20 protein-coding genes, 1 tRNA gene and 1 other RNA gene are annotated in these 18629 nt (G+C 66.2%); 15 read left to right on the forward strand and 7 right to left on the reverse strand.

Annotated elements, in window-relative coordinates; translation table 11 throughout:
- Window positions 1-51: 51 nt before the first annotated feature.
- Window positions 52-1983 carry an HAL/PAL/TAL family ammonia-lyase gene (locus tag ACFPPB_RS08955; protein ID WP_377326424.1) on the forward strand — a complete coding sequence of 644 codons (1932 nt, stop codon included), beginning with the start codon at window positions 52-54 and terminating at the stop codon, window positions 1981-1983.
- A 26-nt stretch (window positions 1984-2009) separates the two neighbouring features.
- Complete coding sequence (locus ACFPPB_RS08960) at window positions 2010-2408, forward strand: DUF6165 family protein (protein ID WP_377326425.1); 399 nt, start codon at window positions 2010-2012, stop codon at window positions 2406-2408.
- 95 nt (window positions 2409-2503) lie between these two features.
- Here ACFPPB_RS08960 and ACFPPB_RS08965 read toward each other — a convergent pair whose 3' ends face one another.
- Window positions 2504-3562, reverse strand: coding sequence for a glycosyltransferase family 9 protein (locus tag ACFPPB_RS08965; protein ID WP_377326426.1), 1059 nt, complete (start codon window positions 3560-3562; stop codon window positions 2504-2506).
- Window positions 3563-3597: 35 nt separating this feature from the next.
- Between ACFPPB_RS08965 and ACFPPB_RS08970 the strand changes: the two genes are divergently transcribed.
- The 8 genes from ACFPPB_RS08970 (at window position 3598) to ACFPPB_RS09005 (ending at window position 8820) form a co-directional block, all read left to right on the forward strand.
- Window positions 3598-4329, forward strand: a complete 732-nt coding sequence (locus tag ACFPPB_RS08970) for a 3-deoxy-D-manno-octulosonic acid kinase (RefSeq protein ID WP_377326427.1) — start codon at window positions 3598-3600, stop codon at window positions 4327-4329.
- On the forward strand, window positions 4326-5084 hold the full coding sequence (locus ACFPPB_RS08975) for an MBL fold metallo-hydrolase (protein WP_377326428.1): 759 nt from the start codon (window positions 4326-4328) through the stop codon (window positions 5082-5084). The genes ACFPPB_RS08970 and ACFPPB_RS08975 overlap by 4 nt, the downstream gene beginning before the upstream one ends.
- Window positions 5085-5182: 98 nt before the next feature.
- A tRNA-Ser gene (locus tag ACFPPB_RS08980) sits at window positions 5183-5272 on the forward strand.
- A gap of 188 nt (window positions 5273-5460) precedes the next feature.
- Window positions 5461-5557, forward strand: an RNA gene (gene ffs, locus ACFPPB_RS08985) — signal recognition particle sRNA small type.
- A gap of 131 nt (window positions 5558-5688) precedes the next feature.
- A complete protein-coding gene (gene dnaX / locus ACFPPB_RS08990) occupies window positions 5689-7386 on the forward strand; it encodes a DNA polymerase III subunit gamma/tau (RefSeq protein ID WP_377326429.1) in 1698 nt (565 codons plus the stop codon).
- Complete coding sequence (locus ACFPPB_RS08995) at window positions 7386-7709, forward strand: YbaB/EbfC family nucleoid-associated protein (protein ID WP_072760871.1); 324 nt, start codon at window positions 7386-7388, stop codon at window positions 7707-7709. The genes dnaX and ACFPPB_RS08995 overlap by 1 nt, the downstream gene beginning before the upstream one ends.
- Window positions 7710-7855: 146 nt before the next feature.
- Window positions 7856-8455 (forward strand): recombination mediator RecR, encoded by a 600-nt coding sequence (gene recR / locus ACFPPB_RS09000; protein WP_377326430.1) that lies wholly within the window; start codon window positions 7856-7858, stop codon window positions 8453-8455.
- A gap of 20 nt (window positions 8456-8475) precedes the next feature.
- Entirely contained in the window at window positions 8476-8820 is a 345-nt protein-coding gene (locus ACFPPB_RS09005; protein WP_377326431.1) for a histidine triad nucleotide-binding protein, read from the forward strand.
- A gap of 57 nt (window positions 8821-8877) precedes the next feature.
- Here ACFPPB_RS09005 and ACFPPB_RS09010 read toward each other — a convergent pair whose 3' ends face one another.
- The 6 genes from ACFPPB_RS09010 to ACFPPB_RS09035 all read right to left on the reverse strand — a co-directional run bounded on the left by ACFPPB_RS09010 (window position 8878) and on the right by ACFPPB_RS09035 (window position 14530).
- A complete protein-coding gene (locus ACFPPB_RS09010) occupies window positions 8878-9477 on the reverse strand; it encodes a Slp family lipoprotein (protein ID WP_377326432.1) in 600 nt (199 codons plus the stop codon).
- A 46-nt stretch (window positions 9478-9523) separates the two neighbouring features.
- Window positions 9524-11506 carry a transglutaminase TgpA family protein gene (locus tag ACFPPB_RS09015; protein ID WP_377326433.1) on the reverse strand — a complete coding sequence of 661 codons (1983 nt, stop codon included), beginning with the start codon at window positions 11504-11506 and terminating at the stop codon, window positions 9524-9526.
- Window positions 11503-12456 carry a DUF58 domain-containing protein gene (locus ACFPPB_RS09020; protein ID WP_377326434.1) on the reverse strand — a complete coding sequence of 318 codons (954 nt, stop codon included), beginning with the start codon at window positions 12454-12456 and terminating at the stop codon, window positions 11503-11505. The genes ACFPPB_RS09015 and ACFPPB_RS09020 overlap by 4 nt, the downstream gene beginning before the upstream one ends.
- Entirely contained in the window at window positions 12456-13397 is a 942-nt protein-coding gene (locus ACFPPB_RS09025) for an AAA family ATPase (RefSeq protein WP_377326435.1), read from the reverse strand. The genes ACFPPB_RS09020 and ACFPPB_RS09025 overlap by 1 nt, the downstream gene beginning before the upstream one ends.
- Window positions 13398-13478: 81 nt before the next feature.
- Window positions 13479-14078 carry a Maf family protein gene (locus ACFPPB_RS09030; protein ID WP_377326436.1) on the reverse strand — a complete coding sequence of 200 codons (600 nt, stop codon included), beginning with the start codon at window positions 14076-14078 and terminating at the stop codon, window positions 13479-13481.
- Window positions 14075-14530, reverse strand: coding sequence for a hypothetical protein (locus ACFPPB_RS09035; protein WP_377326437.1), 456 nt, complete (start codon window positions 14528-14530; stop codon window positions 14075-14077). Before ACFPPB_RS09035 ends, ACFPPB_RS09030 begins: the two co-directional genes overlap by 4 nt.
- Window positions 14531-14714: 184 nt before the next feature.
- Here ACFPPB_RS09035 and ACFPPB_RS09040 point away from each other — a divergent pair, with 184 nt between their 5' ends.
- From ACFPPB_RS09040 to fabG, 5 genes are all read left to right on the forward strand, one after another.
- Complete coding sequence (locus tag ACFPPB_RS09040) at window positions 14715-15194, forward strand: YceD family protein (RefSeq protein WP_377326515.1); 480 nt, start codon at window positions 14715-14717, stop codon at window positions 15192-15194.
- 68 nt (window positions 15195-15262) lie between these two features.
- Window positions 15263-15457 carry a 50S ribosomal protein L32 gene (gene rpmF, locus ACFPPB_RS09045; protein WP_072760892.1) on the forward strand — a complete coding sequence of 65 codons (195 nt, stop codon included), beginning with the start codon at window positions 15263-15265 and terminating at the stop codon, window positions 15455-15457.
- Window positions 15458-15617: 160 nt separating this feature from the next.
- Window positions 15618-16592 (forward strand): beta-ketoacyl-ACP synthase III, encoded by a 975-nt coding sequence (locus ACFPPB_RS09050; protein WP_377326438.1) that lies wholly within the window; start codon window positions 15618-15620, stop codon window positions 16590-16592.
- 136 nt (window positions 16593-16728) lie between these two features.
- A complete protein-coding gene (gene fabD / locus ACFPPB_RS09055) occupies window positions 16729-17676 on the forward strand; it encodes an ACP S-malonyltransferase (RefSeq protein WP_377326439.1) in 948 nt (315 codons plus the stop codon).
- Between the two features lie 51 nt (window positions 17677-17727).
- Complete coding sequence (gene fabG / locus ACFPPB_RS09060; RefSeq protein ID WP_377326440.1) at window positions 17728-18471, forward strand: 3-oxoacyl-ACP reductase FabG; 744 nt, start codon at window positions 17728-17730, stop codon at window positions 18469-18471.
- Window positions 18472-18629: the final 158 nt, after the last annotated feature.

Consider the following 18629-nt stretch of genomic DNA (forward strand, 5'->3'; position numbering starts at 1 on the left):
ACCTGTGGCTCGGCGATCAGGGGCTAGACGACATTCTTCAGTGAGGCAGCAGTGAGCAAATTAGGCACCATCGTTCTCGACGGCAATAGCCTCACCCGCGCCCAGTTGGTGGCGGTGGCGCGCAACGGCAACAAGGTTTCACTGGACCCTGCGGGATTAAAGCGCGTGCAGCGTGCCGCCGACTTCCTGGCCGAGAAGGTCAGCTGCGGCGAGCCCATCTATGGCGTCACCACCGGCTTCGGCAGCAATGCCGACAAGCTGCTGGGCGCGCATCGCCTGCGCGACGAATTGCCGGGAGCTGCTCTGATCAAGGATGGTCCCCACAATCCCGAGGGCACGCTGCTGGAAGAACTGCAGCACAACCTGATCATCACCCACGCCGTGTGCGTGGGTAAGCCGTTCGGCGAGGACGTGGTGCGGGCGATGTTGCTGATCCGCATCAATACGCTGATGCGTGGCCATTCCGGCATCCGCGTGAGTACGCTCGAAGCCTTGACCGCGATGCTCAACGCCGGCGTGGTGCCGGTGGTGCCGGAGAAGGGTTCGGTCGGTGCCAGCGGCGATCTCGCACCGCTGTCGCATCTGGCGATCGTGCTGCTCGGCGGCGGCGAAGCGTTCTACCATGGCGAGCGCTTGCCGGGTGCGCGAGCGCTGGAGCGAGCGGGACTGACGCCGATCCGGCTGTCGTTCAAGGAAGGCCTGGCGCTCAATAACGGCACCGCACAGATGCTGGCGACGGGCGTACTGGCGCTGGACACGCTGGAGCAGTTGCTGGATACCGCCGACCTGGCCGCGTCGATGACGCTGGACGCGTTCGCCGGCCGCAGCGGTGCGCTGCGGCCGGAAGTGCATGCACTGCGTCCGCACCCTGGCCAGGTCGAAACCGCGGCGCACGTGCGCGAGCTGCTGGCCGAGTCCAACTTGATCGACATTCCGTACCACCTGGTGCCGCGCTTCAAGTCGTGGAGCGCCGAAGCGTGGAGCGAGCCGGACGATCAGGCGCTCAGCTTCGACATCGGCTGGGACTGGGTGCCGGCCAACCAGCGGCATGGCCGCGAGGCGTTCTACAGCCGTTTCCTGCCGTTCAAGGGAGGCAAGAAACACCAGCCGCAGGACGCCTACAGTTTGCGCTGCATGCCGCAGGTCCATGGCGCGGTGCGCGATGCCTGGGCGCAGGCGTGCCGGGTGTTCGACATCGAACTGAATTCGGTCACCGACAACCCGCTGATCTTCCCGGACAACGACGACGCGCAGTCCATCGAGAACGTACCCATCGAAGAAAGGGTGATCTCGGCCGGCCATTTCCACGGCATGCCGCTGGCGCTGGCGATGAGCTACGTGAAGGCGGCGATCCCGGTACTGGCCTCGATTTCGGAGCGCCGTCTCGCCAAGCTGGTCGATCCGGCGACGAACGACGGTCTGCCGGCGTTCCTCACCGGCAACGAGGACGGCACCGACTCCGGTTTCATGATCGTGCAGTACACCGCCGCGGCGCTGGTCAACGACCTGGCCACGCGTGCGCATCCGGCCAGCGTGTACTCGGTGCCGACCAGCGCGAATGCGGAAGATCACGTATCGATGGGGGCGAACGAGGCGCGCCACGTGCTGGAAATGACCGAGGATCTAAGTCACGTGCTGGCGCTGGAGCTGTACACCGCGGCACAGGCGCTGGACTATCGCCAGACGATGTTGAACGCCGCGTGCCGGCTGGCCAGCCGCGGCGGCTGGCAGGCGCTGGCCGCCAAGATCAGCAACGCCCCGCGCGAGGACCAGCCGCATTACGCGCAGTTCGTCGCCGAAGTGCAACAGCTCTGCGCGGCGCTGGCCGGTGCCGGCGATTTCCATGCCGGGGCCAGCGTGCGCGATGCCCATGCGATCCTGCGCCAGCACATCGCCTTCATGCATCGCGACCGCCCTATGGACGGCGATGTGCGCACGGTCTGCGCCCTGGTGCAGCAAGGCGCCTTTCGTTCCGCTGCCTGACCATCATTCCTGAAGGAAACAAGTCCATGAGCCTGATCCAGACCCCGGTTTCCTACGGCGAGCTGATCGACAAGATCACCATCCTCGAAATCAAGTCGCGGCGCATCGGCGACGAGGCCAAGCTGGCCAATGTGCGCAACGAGCTGGACCTGCTCAACGCGACCTGGGCCAACGACGCGGCCTCGCATACCGACATCGCCGAAGAGCGCGCGCGCCTGCTGGCGGTGAACGAACTGCTGTGGGACATCGAGGACAAGATTCGGCTGAAGGAGCGTGCGCAGGCGTTCGACCAGGAGTTCATCGAGCTGGCCCGCGCGGTGTATTTCCGCAACGACGAGCGCGCGGCGTTCAAGCGCGAAATCAACCTCAAACTCGGCTCGCAGCTGGTCGAGGAAAAGTCGTACCAGGATTACCGCGCGGTGTAATTCTTTCGTGTAGGAGCCCGCTGGCGGGCGATGCTGTTGCTTTTGTTTTGGATCTCCCAACCATCAGAGCAACAGCATCGCCCGCCAGCGGGCTCCTACAGGAGTTTCATGTCGCGCGCAGCGGCTTCGTAGCGTTCGATCACCTCGTCGATACCGATCAGGTCCATCACGCCCGGCTTCTCGATCTTGCTGCCCCAGGGAATTTCGCTGGCCGGCTTGCCCAGATACTTTCGTGCCGCCTCGTCGTACTTGTTCACACACCAGCGCCGATCGGAGTAGGGACCGGAGCGATCCGGATTGCTGGCCGCGTGCAGGCCCAGCACCTTGGTGCCGACCGTATTGGCCATGTGCATCGGGCCCGAATCCGGTGTGAGCAGCAGTTGCGCGCGACCGAACAAGGCCATCAATTTCTTCAACGTGTCCTTGCCGGTAAGGTCGAGCGGTTTGCGCCGGCAGGCCATCAGTACGGCATCGGCCATCGTGCGTTCGCCAGCGGAAGGACCGCCGGTCAGCACCACCCGCCAGCCGCGTGCGGCAACATGATCCATCACGGCCGCGTAGCGCTCCGGCCGCCAGTTGCGGAGCGCATGGCTGGAAGTGGGGCTGACCAGCAGGGTCGGCGTGTCGCCGGGCAGCTGTTCGGAGGCCCAGAGGCATGCTTCCTCGGGGATCGGAATGTCCCAGCGCACCTGCGTCTGCTTCAGTCCGAGCGGTTCGCAGAAGCTGCCGATCGCTTCCAGTACGTGCTCGCCGTTGCGCGCCGGAATGCGCTCGTTGATGACCAGGCCGTGCAGATCCTTCGCCCGTGCTCGGTCGTAGCCGATCCGCCGGTCGGCCTTGATACCCAGGCTCAGCAGATTGGAACGCATGGCCACCTGCATCTGCAACAATGCATCGAAGCGTCGCCCGCGCAGCGCCGCATGCACGGCGCGCATGCCGGCCCAACCCGCGGTCTTGTCGAACGTGACGAACTCCACGCCGGGCAGGTCGCCGACCAGCTTGCGTTCCAGCTTGCCCACGACCCACGTCAGCGCGACGTGCGGCCACGCCTGCTGCAGCGTGCGCACCAGCGGCACCACGTGGGTGACGTCGCCGATGGCGGAGGTGCGCAGCAGGCAGATCGAGGCGGCGGCAGTCGTCGGGTTCGGGGTCATGGGGTCTGGGTTAGAATCGAGGGCAGTCACCGGGCATGATGATGCAGGAACGAACCTACAAGGATGCCGAAGGCGCGATTCTGTTCGACGCGGCGGTGTCGCCACAAGTCGGGCACGGCTGGTTTGCGCCGGACTATTGGCGTGCGCAGGGCGCGCTGCACACTCAGGCCGGTGGTCGCGGCGGCGTGGCCATCGTTGCGGCGCCGGTGGGCGAATGCGTGTTGCGGCACTACCGTCGCGGCGGCCTGGTCGCGGCCTTGATGGGCGACCGCTACCTGTGGACGGGTGCGGATAGGACCCGTCCCTTCAAGGAGTTCCGTCTGCTGGCCGAGATCACTCGGCTTGGCCTGCCGGGACCTGCGGTGGTGGCTGCACGCTATTGCCGCCGCGGCCTGCTCTATAGCGCCGACCTGATCACACGCCGTATCGCCGACGCGCAGACGTTGGCCGAGCGTCTCGCCGCAGAGCGCCTGGATGGCGAGCTGGCGGAGGAAGTGGGTGCCTTGGTCGCGCGCTTTCACCGTGCCGGTATCTGGCATGCGGACCTGAATGCGCACAACGTGCTGGTGACGTCGGACGAGTTGTATCTGATCGACTTCGATCGCGGTCGCGTGCGCACGCCGGCAACCGCGTGGCAGCAGGCCAATCTGCGGCGGTTGCGCCGTTCGCTGTGCAAGCTCGGTGCTGCCAGCGGGGGCGAGGCGGCGTTCGAGGAAACCATCTGGCAGCCCCTGCTTTATCGTTACCAGCGGACCTTGGACGCATGAACTGGCATCTGCATTTTCTCGGCGTAGGCGCCGCGCATGCGGTGGAGCTCGGTTCTTCCGCCGTGGTGATCGAGCGTGGCGACGAACCCCTGCTGCTGATCGATTGCGGGCCGGACACGCTGGATCGTTACGTGGCCGCGTACGGCACATTGCCGCGCGCGCTGTTCATCACGCATACCCACATGGACCACGTGGCGGGGCTGGAGCAGCTGTTCATCAGGCTGTGGTTCGACCAGCGCCTGCGCGGGAGCACCAAAGTGTTCGTGCATGCCGGTTTGCTGCCGTGGCTGCAGGCGAGGGCGGCCGACTATCCTGGCGCACTGGCCGAAGGCGGCGTGAATTTCTGGGAAGCATTCCGGCTGCTGCCGTGCACGCGCGGTTTCTGGCTCGACGGCCTGTGGTTCGACGTGTTTGCCACGCGGCACCATGTGCCGGGTACTTCCTACGGCCTCGCGCTCGATGGCAGTTTTGTCTACACCGGCGACACCCGCCCGATCCCCGAGACGCTCGCCCGTTACGCCGGCGGCAGCGAGGTGATCGCGCACGATTGCAGCCTGGTCGGCAACCCGTCGCATACCGGCATCGACGACGTCGAGCGTGAGTATCCCGACGCGCTGCGTTCGAGATTGCTGCTGTACCACTATGGCAGCGCGGCCGATGGCGCCGCGCTGGCCGCGCGCGGCTACCGCATCGCCAGCGCAAACGAGCGCATCGCGTTACCTGTTCCGGCCAAGCCACGGGCTGACGCAGGCTGAACCGCGCATCCATTTGCTTGCCTGTATCGGGGCCTGCAGTTATCCTTCCGCTTCTTTGCCGGGCGTCACTTGCCCGGCAAAGGCGGTTTCACCCATGCGGAGAGGTGTCCGAGTGGTTGAAGGAGCACGCCTGGAAAGTGTGTATACGGTAAAACGTATCGCGGGTTCGAATCCCGCTCTCTCCGCCAGTGAGTGAAATCGCGCAAGGCAGGTTGGGTTCGACAAATTCGTCTGGAACGAATTTGGACAGCCGTAGGCTGGCCCTTCGCGGAAGCGAAGGGCGAGTCCCAGGAAGGGACGAGCTATCCCGCTCTCTCCGCCAACTTGCAGTTCCACATCAGTTTCCGGGCTCAGCAGCCCACGTCTATGGTGGCCCCGTCGGTCCCCCCGCGACGATAGTTCGCAAACTCCGCCAGGTCCGGAAGGAAGCAACGGTAGCGAATGATTCGGGTGCCGGGGTGTGGCTGGCGGGGCCGCCGCCTTTTCTAGGCGAGCCCGCGCGGGCAGGGCCACAGTCCTCGTCGGGCCGATCGCGGCTGAAGCCGCTCCTACCGAAACCCTGCCCGACTTGGCACAATCGACCTTCGCCCCAAGGTAATCAGGCATGTCTTATCAGGTACTCGCCCGCAAGTGGCGCCCGCGCAAGTTCGCCGAGCTGGTCGGGCAGGAACATGTCGTACGCGCGCTCACCAATGCGCTCGATACCGGGCGCATGCATCATGCCTACCTTTTCACCGGCACCCGCGGCGTCGGCAAGACCACGATCGCGCGCATCTTCGCCAAGTCGCTGAATTGCGAGCGTGGGCAGTCGGCCGACCCCTGCGGCGAGTGCGCGGTATGTACGGCGGTGGATGAAGGCCGCTTTGTCGACCTGCTGGAAATCGATGCGGCCAGCAACACCGGCGTGGACGACGTGCGCGAAGTGATCGAGAACGCGCAGTACGCACCGTCGCGCGGCCGCTTCAAGGTGTACCTGGTCGACGAGGTGCACATGTTGTCGAAGAATGCCTTCAACGCGTTGCTGAAAACGCTGGAAGAGCCGCCGCCGCACGTGAAGTTCCTGCTGGCCACCACCGACCCGCAGAAGCTGCCCGTGACGGTGCTGTCGCGTTGCCTGAAGTTCAACCTGAAGCGGTTGCTGCCGGAACAGATATCCGGCCAGATGCGGCACATTCTTGCTGCCGAGAACATTGCCTACGAAGACAGCGCGATCGGCGAGCTGGCCCGTGCGGCGGACGGTTCCCTGCGTGACGGCCTGTCGCTGCTCGACCAGGCGATTGCCTACGGTGGCGGCGCGCTGCATGCGGACGATGTGCGCACCATGCTTGGCAGCGTGGCGCGTGGGCAGGTGTTGGGTGTGCTCGATGCGCTGGCTTCCGGGGATGGCGAGCGGCTGCTGGCCGAATGCACGCAGATCGCCTCGTACTCGCCGGACTTCGGCGGCGTGCTGGACGATATCGCCAGCGTGCTGCACCGGTTGCAGCTGATCCAGCTGATTCCCGGTTATCGGCCGGACGAAGACGGTGACGACGACAACGCGCTGGCTGCCCTGGCCGAACGGATGACGCCGGAGGACGTGCAGCTGTACTACCAGATTGCCACCTCGGGCCGCCGCGACCTGGCACTGGCCCCGGATGCGCGCACCGGCTTCGAGATGGCGTTGCTGCGGATGCTGGCATTCCGGCCCGGCGATGACGCGCCAAGCGCACGTGCGGAACGCCCGGCCGTGGGCAGCCCTGTGCCGGCGGCACCGTCACCGCGATCGACCGCCGCAACGGCTCGCCCGGCTGCGGCGACAGAACGCCGACCCGACCCGGCGCCGCCAGCCCGTGCGGAACCGCCATCGAGTCCGGCGGCAGCCCCTGCCGTGGCACCGGTGGCGCGGGATGCCGGCGGCCTGCCGAACTGGGAAAGCCTGATCGAGCGTGCCGGACTGCGCGGCCCGTTCGGCCTGCTGGCGCAGAACGCGGTCCTGCGCGAGCGCGACGGACAGACCCTGGTGCTCGCGTTGCAGCCGGCGCACATGAGTCTGGCGGTGGAGCCGATGGTCAGCCAGATGGAAGAACGGATCGGGCAGGCGCTGGGCGAGCGCATTCGCCTGCGCTTCGTCAGTCACGGCCAGAGTGACGCGGCAGCGGAAACCCCGGCGGCGCGTGCGGCGCAGGTACGCGACGCGGCACAGGCTGCGGCCGAGCAGTCGATCGCCGACGATCCGGTCGTTCAAGCGATGAAGCGCGAGTTCGGCGCCCGCGTCGTGCCGCAGTCCGTCAAACCTTTTGACAATGAATCCGGAGCAGTGTGATGAGAGGACAGATCGGTCAGCTGATGCAGCAGGCCCAGCGCATGCAGGAAGACATGAAACGTGCGCAGGAGGAAATCGCCAAGCTGGAAGTCACCGGCAGTGCCGGCGGCGGCCTGGTCAGCGTGGTGATGACGGGTGCGCATGAGGTGCGTCGCGTGCAGATCGACCGGCAGACGTTTGCCGACGATCCGGAGATGGCCGAGGACCTGGTCGCCGCCGCGGTCAACGATGCGGTGAACAAGGTGGCCGAGCTCAGCAAGAACAAGCTCGGCGGCGTTACCGCCGGGCTGAATCTTCCGGCCGGCTTCAAGATGCCGTTCTGACGGATTCCGTGTAGGAGCCCGCTGGCGGGCGATGCTTTTGCTCTGAATCTCTCCAGACATCAGAGCTTGTGTTTTGCCGACCATCAGAGCAAGAGCATCGCCCGCCAGCGGGCTCCTACGTACACACACACGCTATCGAGACAAGAATGAGCGGTTCGCCACTTCTCGCCGAATTGATAGACGCCCTGCGCTGCCTGCCCGGCGTGGGCGGCAAGAGTGCGCAGCGGATGGCCTTCCATTTGCTGGAACGTGAGCGGGAGCGCGGGTTGAAGCTGGCTGCCGTGCTGGAGCAGGCGATGCAGCGCATAGGCCATTGCAGCCAGTGCCGCAATTTCAGCGAAGAGCCGTTGTGCTCGTTGTGCGCCAGCAGCAGTCGCGACCGCCAGGTGTTGTGCGTGGTCGAATCGCCGACCGATCTGGCGGCGATCGAACAGGCCACCGGCTATCGCGGCCAGTATTTCGTGCTGATGGGGCGGTTGTCGCCGCTGGACGGGCTGGGGCCGGAAGAGCTGGGGCTGGCACAGCTGACCCAGCGTCTGGGCGAAGGCGAGATCGAGGAAATGATCATCGCCACCAATCCCACGGTGGAAGGCGAAGCGACCGCGCATTATCTGGCCCAGCTGGCCCGCGCTGGCGGCGTGCGGCCGACCCGACTGGCGCACGGCGTGCCGCTGGGCGGCGAACTGGAATACGTCGATCGCAGCACCTTGGCGCATGCATTCGGCAGTCGCCAGCTGCTTGATTGAAACAACAGAGGAACAGGCGAATGAGCGATACCATTTTCAGCAAGATCATCCGCCGCGAGATTCCGGCCGTTATCGTCTACGAGAACGACGAGGTGCTGGCGTTTCGCGACCTCAATCCGCAGGCGCCGGTGCACGTGCTGTTCGTGCCGAAGCGCTCGCTGGCAACGCTCAATGAAGCGACCGCGAGCGACGCGGAATTGCTTGGCCATCTGCTGCTGGCCACCGCGGACTACGCGAAGCAGGAAGGTTTTGCCGAGCAGGGTTATCGCACGGTGATCAACTGCAACGAAAATGGCGGACAGACCGTGTTCCATCTGCACGTGCATTTGCTGGCCGGCCGGCGCATGCATTGGCCGCCGGGCTGAATGCGCCACCCGCACATGAAAGCGCCGGCGTGATGCCGGCGTTTTCATGTGCGGGTATTACTTCGGTGGCGGCGGTGGCGGCTGCCGCACAATGATTACCCGTCGCGGGCCGCCCCAATATCCGGGGCCCCATGCACCCCAGTACGGGGAGCCCCAGTACGGACCGAAGCCCGGACCCCAGAACGGGTCATAGAAGCCGGGCGGATAGTCCACCACGATCGGGCGTTTCGGCCACAGGTAGACGACGTCGGCTTCCACCCGCGGGTAGGCGTAGTCGAACTCGCCGACCTTCTGCGACACGGTGCCGTGCAGCGTGCCGGTTACGGTGAGCTCGCGTCCGCGGGTGAAGACTTCCGGATCGTAGAAGCCGTCGCGGCAGGCGACGAAGCGGCCCTGGTTTGCGCCGGCGTTGCCCGCTTGCGGGCGCGCCTGGCTGTCCAGCGGGCGCGCAAGCAGATAGAAGCAGGTCTGTTGCGGACCCGGCTCGGTCTTGATGATCTCGCCGCCCCAGCGCACGCGGGTGCCACCGGCGCCGCCTTGCTGGGCGCTGGCGGTGGAGACGTCGGTATAGGTGCCTTCCAGCGGTTTGGGGATCGTCGCGCAACCGGCCAACAAGGCGATGGCCGCGGCGAGGGTGAGGGGGCGGTACAGGGACATGGGATATCTCCGTCTTGGGCTACGGCATGCGCCGTCGCGTCTGCTCTTATTTGACCACGTTGACGACCCGAAAATCCCGCATGGCGCGTTGAAACGTGCGTAATGATTCAGGCGGCGGTTCGTCATGGGCGTAACGCAATTCCAGGTAACAGCTCATCAACCTCGCTAGTTCGTCGCGCTGCCCGGGCAACGCACGCGCGGCCCGGCTCAGGTAGTGCTGCGGACCTTCGGCGAGCCCGCGCGCAACGCCCGCACGTGCAAGTTTTCGTTCCAGTTCGCGCAGCGCGTCTTGCAAAGGATCGCGTGGCCATCGACGCAACAAAGTCCACGCCAGCCCGATCGCTATGAACAGCACGCTGCTGATCGCCAGCAGTACGCCCAGCGTCGCGGTATCGGTATCGCGGACGCCGAAAGGCGTCAGCAGACCACGCTGGCGCAAAGCGTCGAAACCGATAACGCCTTGGTCCCACCAGTGGTTGACGATGTCCCAGCGATTGCGCAGACCTTGCAGCCAGTCGTTGCGATACCACGGCAATTGATCGCCCGCGGCGGCAGCGGCTCCCAGCGAGACTCGTTCCGGCCGTACCGCACCCGTGGGGTCGATCCGCACCCAGCCGCGGCCGGCAAGCCACACCTCGCTCCATGCATGCGCATCGGAATAACGCACCAGCAGGTACTGGCCGAACTTGTTCCAGTAGCCGCCTTGATAGCCGGTGACTACCCGCGAGGGGATTCCGGCGGCGCGCATCAGCACGGTGAACGCCGACGAATAGTGTTCGCAGAAACCCTCATGGGTATCGAACAGGAAGTCGTCCACCGAATCGCGCCCCAGCGGCGCCGGCGCCAGGGTGTAGCGGAAGCCGCCATCGTGAAACAGAGTGAGCGCGGCCTGCACGATCGCGGCATCGTCGTCGCCGTAGCGCTGCCGCCATTGTGCGGCCAGCGCCCGCGTGCGCGGATTGAAACCCGCAGGCAGTTGCAGGCCGCGGTGGCGCGAACGTTCGTCCAGTGTGGATTGCAGCCGGTAACGCAATGCGGATCGTGCGGAATAGCTGAGTTCGTCATTCACCGGCTTGTCGGCCAGCACTTCGCGGTCGGCCTGCAGACTGGCCTGCGCCGGTGCCTGCAGCGGCATGTCCAGGGTGGGCAGCACGCGCTGATGGGTCGGCTGCAGGCTGATCCGGTACTGGATGGCGCCGTCGGCTTCCAGCGTTGCCGGTTCCCGTGGCACGGCATACCGGGCATCGCGATATCGCCAGCTGCGGCCGTCGAAATTCCACATCACATAGGCACGGAAATAGCGCAGGTTCGCCGGCGGCGGTGCGCCGTCGAAGCTGACACGCATGGCCGGATGGTCGTCGGTGAGCAGGTCGGTGAAGTTGCCTGGCGACATGCTGTTGCTGAGACCGGTGCGCGCCGGTCCCGGCGAAGGCGCACCCCACAACGGTGAGCTCAATCGCGGCACCAGCAGGAACGCCAGCAGCGCCAGCGGCAGCGCCGCCGCCGACAAGGCCAGCCCCGGCAGCAGGCCGCGCGCCAGGCTGGTGGGTGCCTGTCCCGGTTCCAGCGCGCGTAAAGTCGCCAGTGCCGGCAGCAGGCCCAGCGCGACCACGATGGTGGCGAGCAGCCCTTGATCGAACAACAGCGCCGTCATCAATCCGAAGCAGGCGAAGCTGCTGCCGACGCGGGCATCGCGGGCGGTCTCGGTCTCCAGCAGTTTCAGGATCAGCAGGCCGACGGCCAGCGCGCTGCCCGGCTCACGGCCGAAGATGCTGCCGTACTGGACGATCACCGCCTGCGTCAGCAAAGCCAGCAGCGGCAGCTTGAGCCAGCGCGGTACGCGGCCGGCTTGCCGACGCCGCTGCCACCAGCGCCAGCCGAGCGTCAGCGCCAGCGCCATGCTGAGCCACCAGGGCAGGTGCGGCGCATGCAGCCCCAGTACCAGGGCCATGGTCAGGCTGAGCAGATCGAACGCACGCAGGTCGATCGGCGGCTCGACCGCTTTCCTGCGCGACGCCGGCGACCTCACGGCAGCTGCGCCAGCGCGCTCATGCAGCGCGCGTAATGCAGCGGACCGCTGTTGCTGGCGATTTCGTCGCCGGGCAGCCACAGGCTGTAGCTGCAACGCTGGGCCTGCGCCTCGTTCAACCAGCGTGCGAGGCGGGCGATGCGTGCCTCGTTGTCCAGCGCACTCAGTTGGCGCCAGTCCAGCTGCCATTGCGGACGGCTCTGCGGCTGTTCGAAATCCTTCACCAGCAGATGGTCGTGACGGGCGCTGGCCTTCCAGGCGATATGCCGTTGCGGATCGCCCGCCCGGTAGTCGCGCAATGCGGCCAGCTCGTCGCCGCGATGCAGACGCATGTGGCGCGCGTCATCGGCAGGCGCGTGCGGCGAAGGCCCGGCGACTTCCGGTCGCGGCCACACCAGTACCGATTGATCGGGATGCAGCCAGCTCCATACGCGAAACAGGCCCAGCGGCCAGGTGCTCCACAGGCGCAGCCGCGGCAGTGGCTGCCAGCCGCGTTGCGTGGTGGGCAAGGCGAGCTTCACCTGGGTGGTGGTGTTGGCATCGATCGCGAACGCGACGGTGTCGCCGCCCAGGTCGAGCCGGATCGCGTTGCGCAGGCGGCCGGAATCGAAGGCCAGGGTGAGTTCGATGGCTTGGCCGGCGACGGCGTGACCGGCGCGGATGTGGCTCAGGCGCAAACCGTCCAGACTGCGAAACGCCACCAGCATGCTCGCCGCGCTGGCTGCGCCGAGCAGGCAGGTGAGCAGCAACGCGGCGTTGTTGGCGTAATTCAGCGCGCCGACCAGCATCACCAGCAGCAGCACCGAGAAGCCGATGCCGAAGCCGCTGGGCACGATATAGATGCGTCGCCGATGCAGTTCGATCGGCAGGCTCTCGGGCCGGCGATAGCGGGTAAGCGCCGGCAGCCGCCGTTCGGCCCATTGCTGGAAGCGCTGCAGCGGGTCGCGCATCAATCCACCGCGACCTCGGCCAGCAGCTGTCGCGCCAGCGTATCGCCGTTGACGCCGCGTGCCGGCAGCAGGCGGTGCGCAGCCAATGGCACGAACAGCGCCTGGATGTCTTCCGGCAGCACATGGCTGCGCCCGGACAGCAGCGCCCACGCGCGTGCAGCGCCCAGCAGGGCCAGGCCGGCGCGCGGCGACAAGCCCACGCGGATGTCGGCATGGCGGCGGCTGGCGGCGAGCAAGGCCTGCAGATAGTCGAGCAGGGCCGCGCTGGCGGTGATCGCCTGCGCCCGCCGGTGCAGTCCGATCAACGCATTGCCATCGAGCTGGGGATTCAGTTGCGCCAGCAGGTCGCGGCGATCGCTGCCGGTGAGCAGGGCACGTTCGGCGGCGGCATCCGGATAGTCCAGCGACAGTCGCAGCATGAAACGGTCGAGCTGCGAATCGGGCAGCGGGAAGGTGCCGTTGAGGTCGAGCGGGTTTTGGGTGGCCACGACGAAGAAAGGTTGTGCCAGCGCATGCGTCTGGCCGTCGATGGTGACCTGATCTTCGGCCATCGCTTCCAGCAGCGCGCTCTGTGTCTTCGGACTGGCGCGGTTGATCTCGTCAGCCAGCAGCAGGCCGGTGAAGATCGGGCCGGGATGAAAGCGGAACTGGCCAGTCTCGCGCTCGTACACGCTGACGCCGATGATGTCCGACGGCAGCAGGTCGCTGGTGAACTGCACGCGCTGGAACTCCAGCGCGAAGGTGGCTGCCAGTGCGTGCGCCAGCGTGGTCTTGCCCACGCCAGGCACGTCTTCCAGCAGCAGATGCCCGCCGGCGATCAGGCAGGTGAACGCGAGTTTCACCTGGCGCGGCTTGCCCAGCAGCACGCGGTTGACCTGGGCCATCGCGGCCTCCAGGCGCTGCTGCAGAGGTTCTTCGTGGGGTTGGGTGATGGCGGACATGGTTTTTCTGCAGTGGCAGGGAGCGTGGAGTGCCACGCGGACACGATGGCGGCAGTGTAGCGATGGTTCGGTGCGTCGGACCTACGGCAGATCGATGCCTGTTTCACGCAACAGCCGCGCCAGTGCGATCAGCGGCAGCCCGATCAGCGCGCTGGGATCACGGTTGTCGATCGACTCGAACAGGCTGATGCCGAGGCCCTCGCACTTGAAACTGCCGGCACAGTCGAGCGGCTGTTCGCGTTCTATGTAACGGTGGATCTCCGCCACAGCCAGTTCGCGAAAGCGCACACGGGTGTGGTCGACATGGGTATGCCGCCGCCCGTCGCGGGTATCGAGCAGGCACAGCGCGGTATGAAAGTGCACGTCGCGGCCCGAGCTGGCGGCGAGCTGGGCGCGGGCGCGTTCGGCGGAGCCGGGCTTGTCGAGAATCAGGCCGTCGAGTTCGGCGACCTGGTCGGAGCCGATCACCAGCGCGTCGCGCGCACTGCCTGCCGCCGCTTCTGCCTTGGCGATGGCCAGCCGCAGGGCGCGCTCCGCCGGCGCTTCATCCGGCAATGGGGCCTCATCGGTGCCCGGAGCCGATTGCTCGAAATCGGCGACCAGCCGGCGCAGCAGCTCGGCGCGGTAGCGCGAGGTCGAGCCCAGCACGATCCGGGGCCTCGTGGCGTGGGGCGCCATCATGTATCCGAATCGCGCCGGATGTGCTCGCGCATGGCGCTGTTCAGGTCGCTCTGGGCCTGGGTGAGCGCCTGCAGCAGCGGCTGCAGGCGGTCGCGGGTGCTGCGCATCGAGGCGGCGGCCTCGTCGAGCTCCTGCTGACTGGCCTGCGGCGAGCGGTCGCGTATCCACAGGCGTTGCTGCAACAGGCCGCGCAGGCCGGCGTCGATCGCATGTTGCGCGTCCTGTTCGCTGGCGGCGGGCAGGTCGGGATTGAGCGACATCACCGCGTGTGCCTGCTGCAGGCCGGATCGGCAGGTCTTGAGATCCGCTTCGAGCCGGTCGGCCAGGTCGAGCAGGCTTCGCAGGCTGGCGCCGCGCTGCGCCTGGCGTCGGCGCAGCACCCAGGTCGCCCCCAGCAGGGCCATCAACAGCACCAGCAGCACGGCGGTGCCGAGCGTCAAATAGGGGTTCAAGGGCAGCGGCTCGGGCGACAGGGAGATTCAGTCTGCCGCATTGGGGCCGGATCAGGCAAAATAGCTCGCTTCCGGCGCATGTTGATGCCGTACCGGCGTCGCGCCAGTTGACTTCGGGCGCCTTCGAACCTAACATTTCGCGATTATGTCCGTGACACTGCCAGAGTCCGTGGACGCTTGGCGCATGGTCTCGGCGCGGCGTTCGTTCGAGGGAACGCTACCCATCGCGGCCATGTCACGCCTTTGCGAGGTGTTGGCGAGTGCTGACGGGGGAGTGCAGTTCGAGCTGGATTTCGGGCGCGACAGCCTCGGCATCAGCTATGTCGATGTTCGCGCCCAGGCCTCGCTGGCACTGACCTGTCAGCGCACGCTGGAGCCGTTTGTACTGCCGGTCGAGGTGAATACCCGGCTTGGCCTGATCAGACAGGAGCGCGACGAGGCTGGCTTGCCGCCTGATTGCGAACCGCTGCTGGTGGCCGAGGACGGCCGATTGAATCCGGCGGATGTGATTGAAGACGAATTGTTGTTGGTGCTGCCGCTGGTTCCGGTCAACCCGGACAGCAGCCTGCCCGACGAAGTGACAGGCTACGACCCGGACGACCTTACGACCGGTGACGAGCGCTCCGAAAATCCGTTCGCGGTACTGCGCGAACTGAAGAAGTAACCACCGATCCGGTCATCCGATCCGGGTCATGCCGCAACAGATCATCAAGTTTCCGTTGGAGAATTACCATGGCAGTTGCCAAGAGCCGCCGTACCCCGTCCACCCGCGGCATGCGTCGTTCGCACGACGCGCTGAAGACCGTGCAGCTGTCCACCGATCCGACCAGTGGCGAAGTGCATCTGCGCCATCACGTCACCAAGGACGGCTACTATCGCGGCAAGAAAGTGATCGACACCAAGGGTGCGGTGGCGGTCGAGGATTGATCGATTCCACGGAATCCCCCAGGGATCCCGGAATGTGGTCATGCGAGACGGCGCGGTGACGCGCCGTTTTGCGTTTAATCGCGCCGGAACGTAACGTTGCGGTGTTGTGCAGACGCCGCCCGTGGCGTGCGATCCTCCGTATTCGTCGATGGATAGCTGAATGTCCCAGATCTACACCCGCATCATAGCCACCGGCAGCGCCTTGCCCGAGCGCGTGGTCACCAACGCCGATCTGGAAAAGATCGTCGACACCAGTGACGAGTGGATACACAGCCGTACCGGCATTCGCCAGCGCCACATCGCGGCCGACGGCGAGACCACCGGCGATCTGGCTTTTCTCGCCGCGCAGCGTGCGCTGGAAGCGGCCGGAATCAAGGCTTCCGAGCTCGACCTGATCGTTCTCGGCACGACCACGCCGGACATCATCTTTCCGTCGACCGCCTGCCTGGTGCAGCACCGGCTCGGTGCCAACGGCTGCGCCGCGTTCGACGTCAACGCGGCGTGCTCGGGCTTCGTCTATGCGCTGGGCATCGCCGACAAGTTCATCAAGAGCGGGCAGTCGAAGAAGGTGCTGGTGATCGGTGCCGAGACGCTGACCCGCATGGTCGACTGGACCGAACGCGAAAGCTGCGTGCTGTTCGGCGATGGCGCCGGTGCTGTGGTGCTTGAGGCTTCCAGCGCGCCGGGCATCTATGCCACCTGCCTGCATGCAGATGGCGGCTACAAGCATCTGCTGTACAACCCGGTCGGCGTGTCGGTCGGCTTCAAGGACGAACCCAATCACGGCGTGCGCATCAAGATGTCCGGTCGCGAAGTGTTCAAGGTCGCGGTGAAGACGCTGGACTCGCTGGTCGATGAAACGCTGCAGGCGGCCGGCATGATCGAATCGGATATCGACTGGCTGATTCCGCACCAGGCCAACCTGCGGATCATAGAGGCGACCGCCAAGCGCCTGAAGATGTCGATGGAACGGGTCATCGTGACGGTCGACAAGCATGCCAACACCTCGTCCGGCTCGGTACCGCTGGCGCTCGATTACGCGGTGCGTTCGGGCAAGGTGCAGCGCGGCCAGAACCTGCTGCTGGAGGCGTTCGGCGGCGGCTTCACCTGGGCTTCGACGTTGCTGCGCTACTGAGTCGCTGTACTGCAAGTTCTCCAGGACGCCGCCTCCGGGCGGCGTCTGTTTTCCGGCCGGCAAAAACCGAATACAGCTGCGTATGGGCGGCGATGCTGGCACCATGACGCTTTTGGCCGACGGAGTCCGCGCATCCATGAGTTCCACTTCCGCCACGCTCGCTTTCGTTTTTCCCGGGCAGGGGTCGCAGTCGGTCGGCATGCTGGCCGAGCTGGCCGCCGCGCATGCCGAAGTGCAGGCGACGTTCGAAGAGGCCTCGCAGGGCGCCGGGCTCGATCTGTGGAACTTGAGCGCGCACGGACCGGAAGAGCAGCTCAACCGCACCGAAAACACCCAGCCGGCATTGCTCGCCGCCAGCGTGGCGGTGTGGCGGGTTTGGCGGAAACTCGGTGGCGCGCAGCCGGCACAGTTGTCCGGTCACAGCCTGGGCGAATACAGCGCGCTGGTCTGCACCGGCGCGTTGTCGCTGCATGACGCGGCTGCCCTGGTGGCCGAGCGCGGCCGGCTGATGCAGGCGGCCGTGCCGGCTGGCGTCGGCGCGATGGCGGCGATCCTCGGTGGCGACGACGCGCAGATCGCCGCGGTATGCGAGGAAGTGGCGCAAGGGCAGGTGGTATCGCCGGCCAACTTCAATTCGCCCGGCCAGCTGGTGATCGCCGGCAACGCCGAGGCGGTCGAGCGTGCGTTGGCCACGCTTGCCGAGCTGGGTGTGAAGAAAGCCATCAGGCTGGCGGTGTCGGTGCCGTCGCACTGCGCGCTGATGCGTGAAGCGGCCGATCGGCTGGGCGAACGGATGGCCTCGATCGTCTGGCACCTGCCGTCGATCCCGGTGGTGCAGAACGCTGAAGCGCGCAGTTACGGCACGGTGGAAGAGATTCGCGGCGCACTGCAGCGCCAGCTGTATCTGCCGGTGCGCTGGACCGAATGCGTGCAGGCACTGGCAGCCGGTGGCGCCGCCCGGGTCGCCGAATGCGGTCCGGGCAAGGTGCTGACCGGCCTGGTCAAGCGTATCGACAAGACTCTCGAGGCGCGCGCCATCGGCGCGCCGGCCGAGCTCGATGCCGCGCGCGCCGAATGGGTGTGATCTCTCGCGGCACGCATGATTCCCTTTATTGAATGTCAGGAACCCCTACAGATGAGCAATCCACTGCAAGGTGAAATCGCGCTGGTCACCGGCGCCAGCCGCGGCATCGGCGCGGCCATCGCCGACGAGCTGGCGGCGATGGGCGCCACCGTGATCGGCACCGCGACCAGCGAGAGCGGTGCCGGCGCGATCGACGACCGGCTGGCTGCGCATGGCGGCCATGGCCGCGTGCTGAACGTTACCGACAGTGCCGCCGTCGACGCCCTGGTCGACAGCATCGCCAAGGAATTCGGTGCGGTGTCGATCCTGGTCAACAACGCCGGCATCACCCGCGACCAGCTGCTGATGCGGATGCGCGAGGAAGACTGGAACATCATCCTCGATACCAACCTCAGCTCGGTCTATCGCACCTCCAAGGCGGTGATGCGCGGCATGATGAAGGCGCGCAAGGGCCGCATCATCTCGATCGCCTCGGTGATCGGTCTCACCGGCAACCCGGGCCAGGCCAACTATGCCGCGGCCAAGGCAGGCATCATCGCGTTCTCCAAGTCGCTGGCGCGCGAGATCGGCAGCCGTGGCATCACCGTCAACGTCGTGGCACCCGGCTTCATCGACACCGACATGACCCGCGCGCTGCCGGAAGAGTCGAAGCAGGCGCTGCTCGGCCAGATCGCGCTGGGCCGGCTGGGCGAGGCCGAAGATATCGCCAAGGCAGTGGGTTTCCTGGCCTCGCCGGCCGCGGCCTACATCACCGGCGAGACCTTGCACGTCAACGGCGGCATGTATATGGCGTAAGGCTTGCGAAGCAGTTGTCGCCAGCGGGCTCGTTTTAGGCGACAATTGCGCTTTCGCGTCGGTGCCCATGGACCGCTTCCTGGTATCACCGGCGAATCGTGGCGGCCTCGCGGTTTAGCCACTACAATGCCGCCGGCCTTTTGCGGGCATCACGCCGG

The organism is Rhodanobacter terrae, from assembly GCF_042657005.1.
Classification (GTDB): domain Bacteria; phylum Pseudomonadota; class Gammaproteobacteria; order Xanthomonadales; family Rhodanobacteraceae; genus Rhodanobacter; species Rhodanobacter terrae.

Coding starts and splice junctions, on each gene's coding strand:
- ACFPPB_RS09030 (WP_377326436.1), bottom strand. CDS start 14,078: ATGATGGCGCCCCACGCCACGAGGCCCCGGATCGTGCTGGGCTCGACC.
- ACFPPB_RS08995 (WP_072760871.1), top strand. CDS start 7,386: ATGAGAGGACAGATCGGTCAGCTGATGCAGCAGGCCCAGCGCATGCAG.
- dnaX (WP_377326429.1), top strand. CDS start 5,689: ATGTCTTATCAGGTACTCGCCCGCAAGTGGCGCCCGCGCAAGTTCGCC.
- ACFPPB_RS09025 (WP_377326435.1), bottom strand. CDS start 13,397: ATGTCCGCCATCACCCAACCCCACGAAGAACCTCTGCAGCAGCGCCTG.
- fabD (WP_377326439.1), top strand. CDS start 16,729: ATGAGTTCCACTTCCGCCACGCTCGCTTTCGTTTTTCCCGGGCAGGGG.
- ACFPPB_RS08975 (WP_377326428.1), top strand. CDS start 4,326: ATGAACTGGCATCTGCATTTTCTCGGCGTAGGCGCCGCGCATGCGGTG.
- ACFPPB_RS09020 (WP_377326434.1), bottom strand. CDS start 12,456: ATGCGCGACCCGCTGCAGCGCTTCCAGCAATGGGCCGAACGGCGGCTG.
- ACFPPB_RS08960 (WP_377326425.1), top strand. CDS start 2,010: ATGAGCCTGATCCAGACCCCGGTTTCCTACGGCGAGCTGATCGACAAG.
- ACFPPB_RS09005 (WP_377326431.1), top strand. CDS start 8,476: ATGAGCGATACCATTTTCAGCAAGATCATCCGCCGCGAGATTCCGGCC.
- ACFPPB_RS09010 (WP_377326432.1), bottom strand. CDS start 9,477: ATGTCCCTGTACCGCCCCCTCACCCTCGCCGCGGCCATCGCCTTGTTG.
- rpmF (WP_072760892.1), top strand. CDS start 15,263: ATGGCAGTTGCCAAGAGCCGCCGTACCCCGTCCACCCGCGGCATGCGT.
- recR (WP_377326430.1), top strand. CDS start 7,856: ATGAGCGGTTCGCCACTTCTCGCCGAATTGATAGACGCCCTGCGCTGC.
- ACFPPB_RS09050 (WP_377326438.1), top strand. CDS start 15,618: ATGTCCCAGATCTACACCCGCATCATAGCCACCGGCAGCGCCTTGCCC.
- ACFPPB_RS08965 (WP_377326426.1), bottom strand. CDS start 3,562: ATGACCCCGAACCCGACGACTGCCGCCGCCTCGATCTGCCTGCTGCGC.
- ACFPPB_RS09040 (WP_377326515.1), top strand. CDS start 14,715: ATGGTCTCGGCGCGGCGTTCGTTCGAGGGAACGCTACCCATCGCGGCC.
- ACFPPB_RS08970 (WP_377326427.1), top strand. CDS start 3,598: ATGATGATGCAGGAACGAACCTACAAGGATGCCGAAGGCGCGATTCTG.
- fabG (WP_377326440.1), top strand. CDS start 17,728: ATGAGCAATCCACTGCAAGGTGAAATCGCGCTGGTCACCGGCGCCAGC.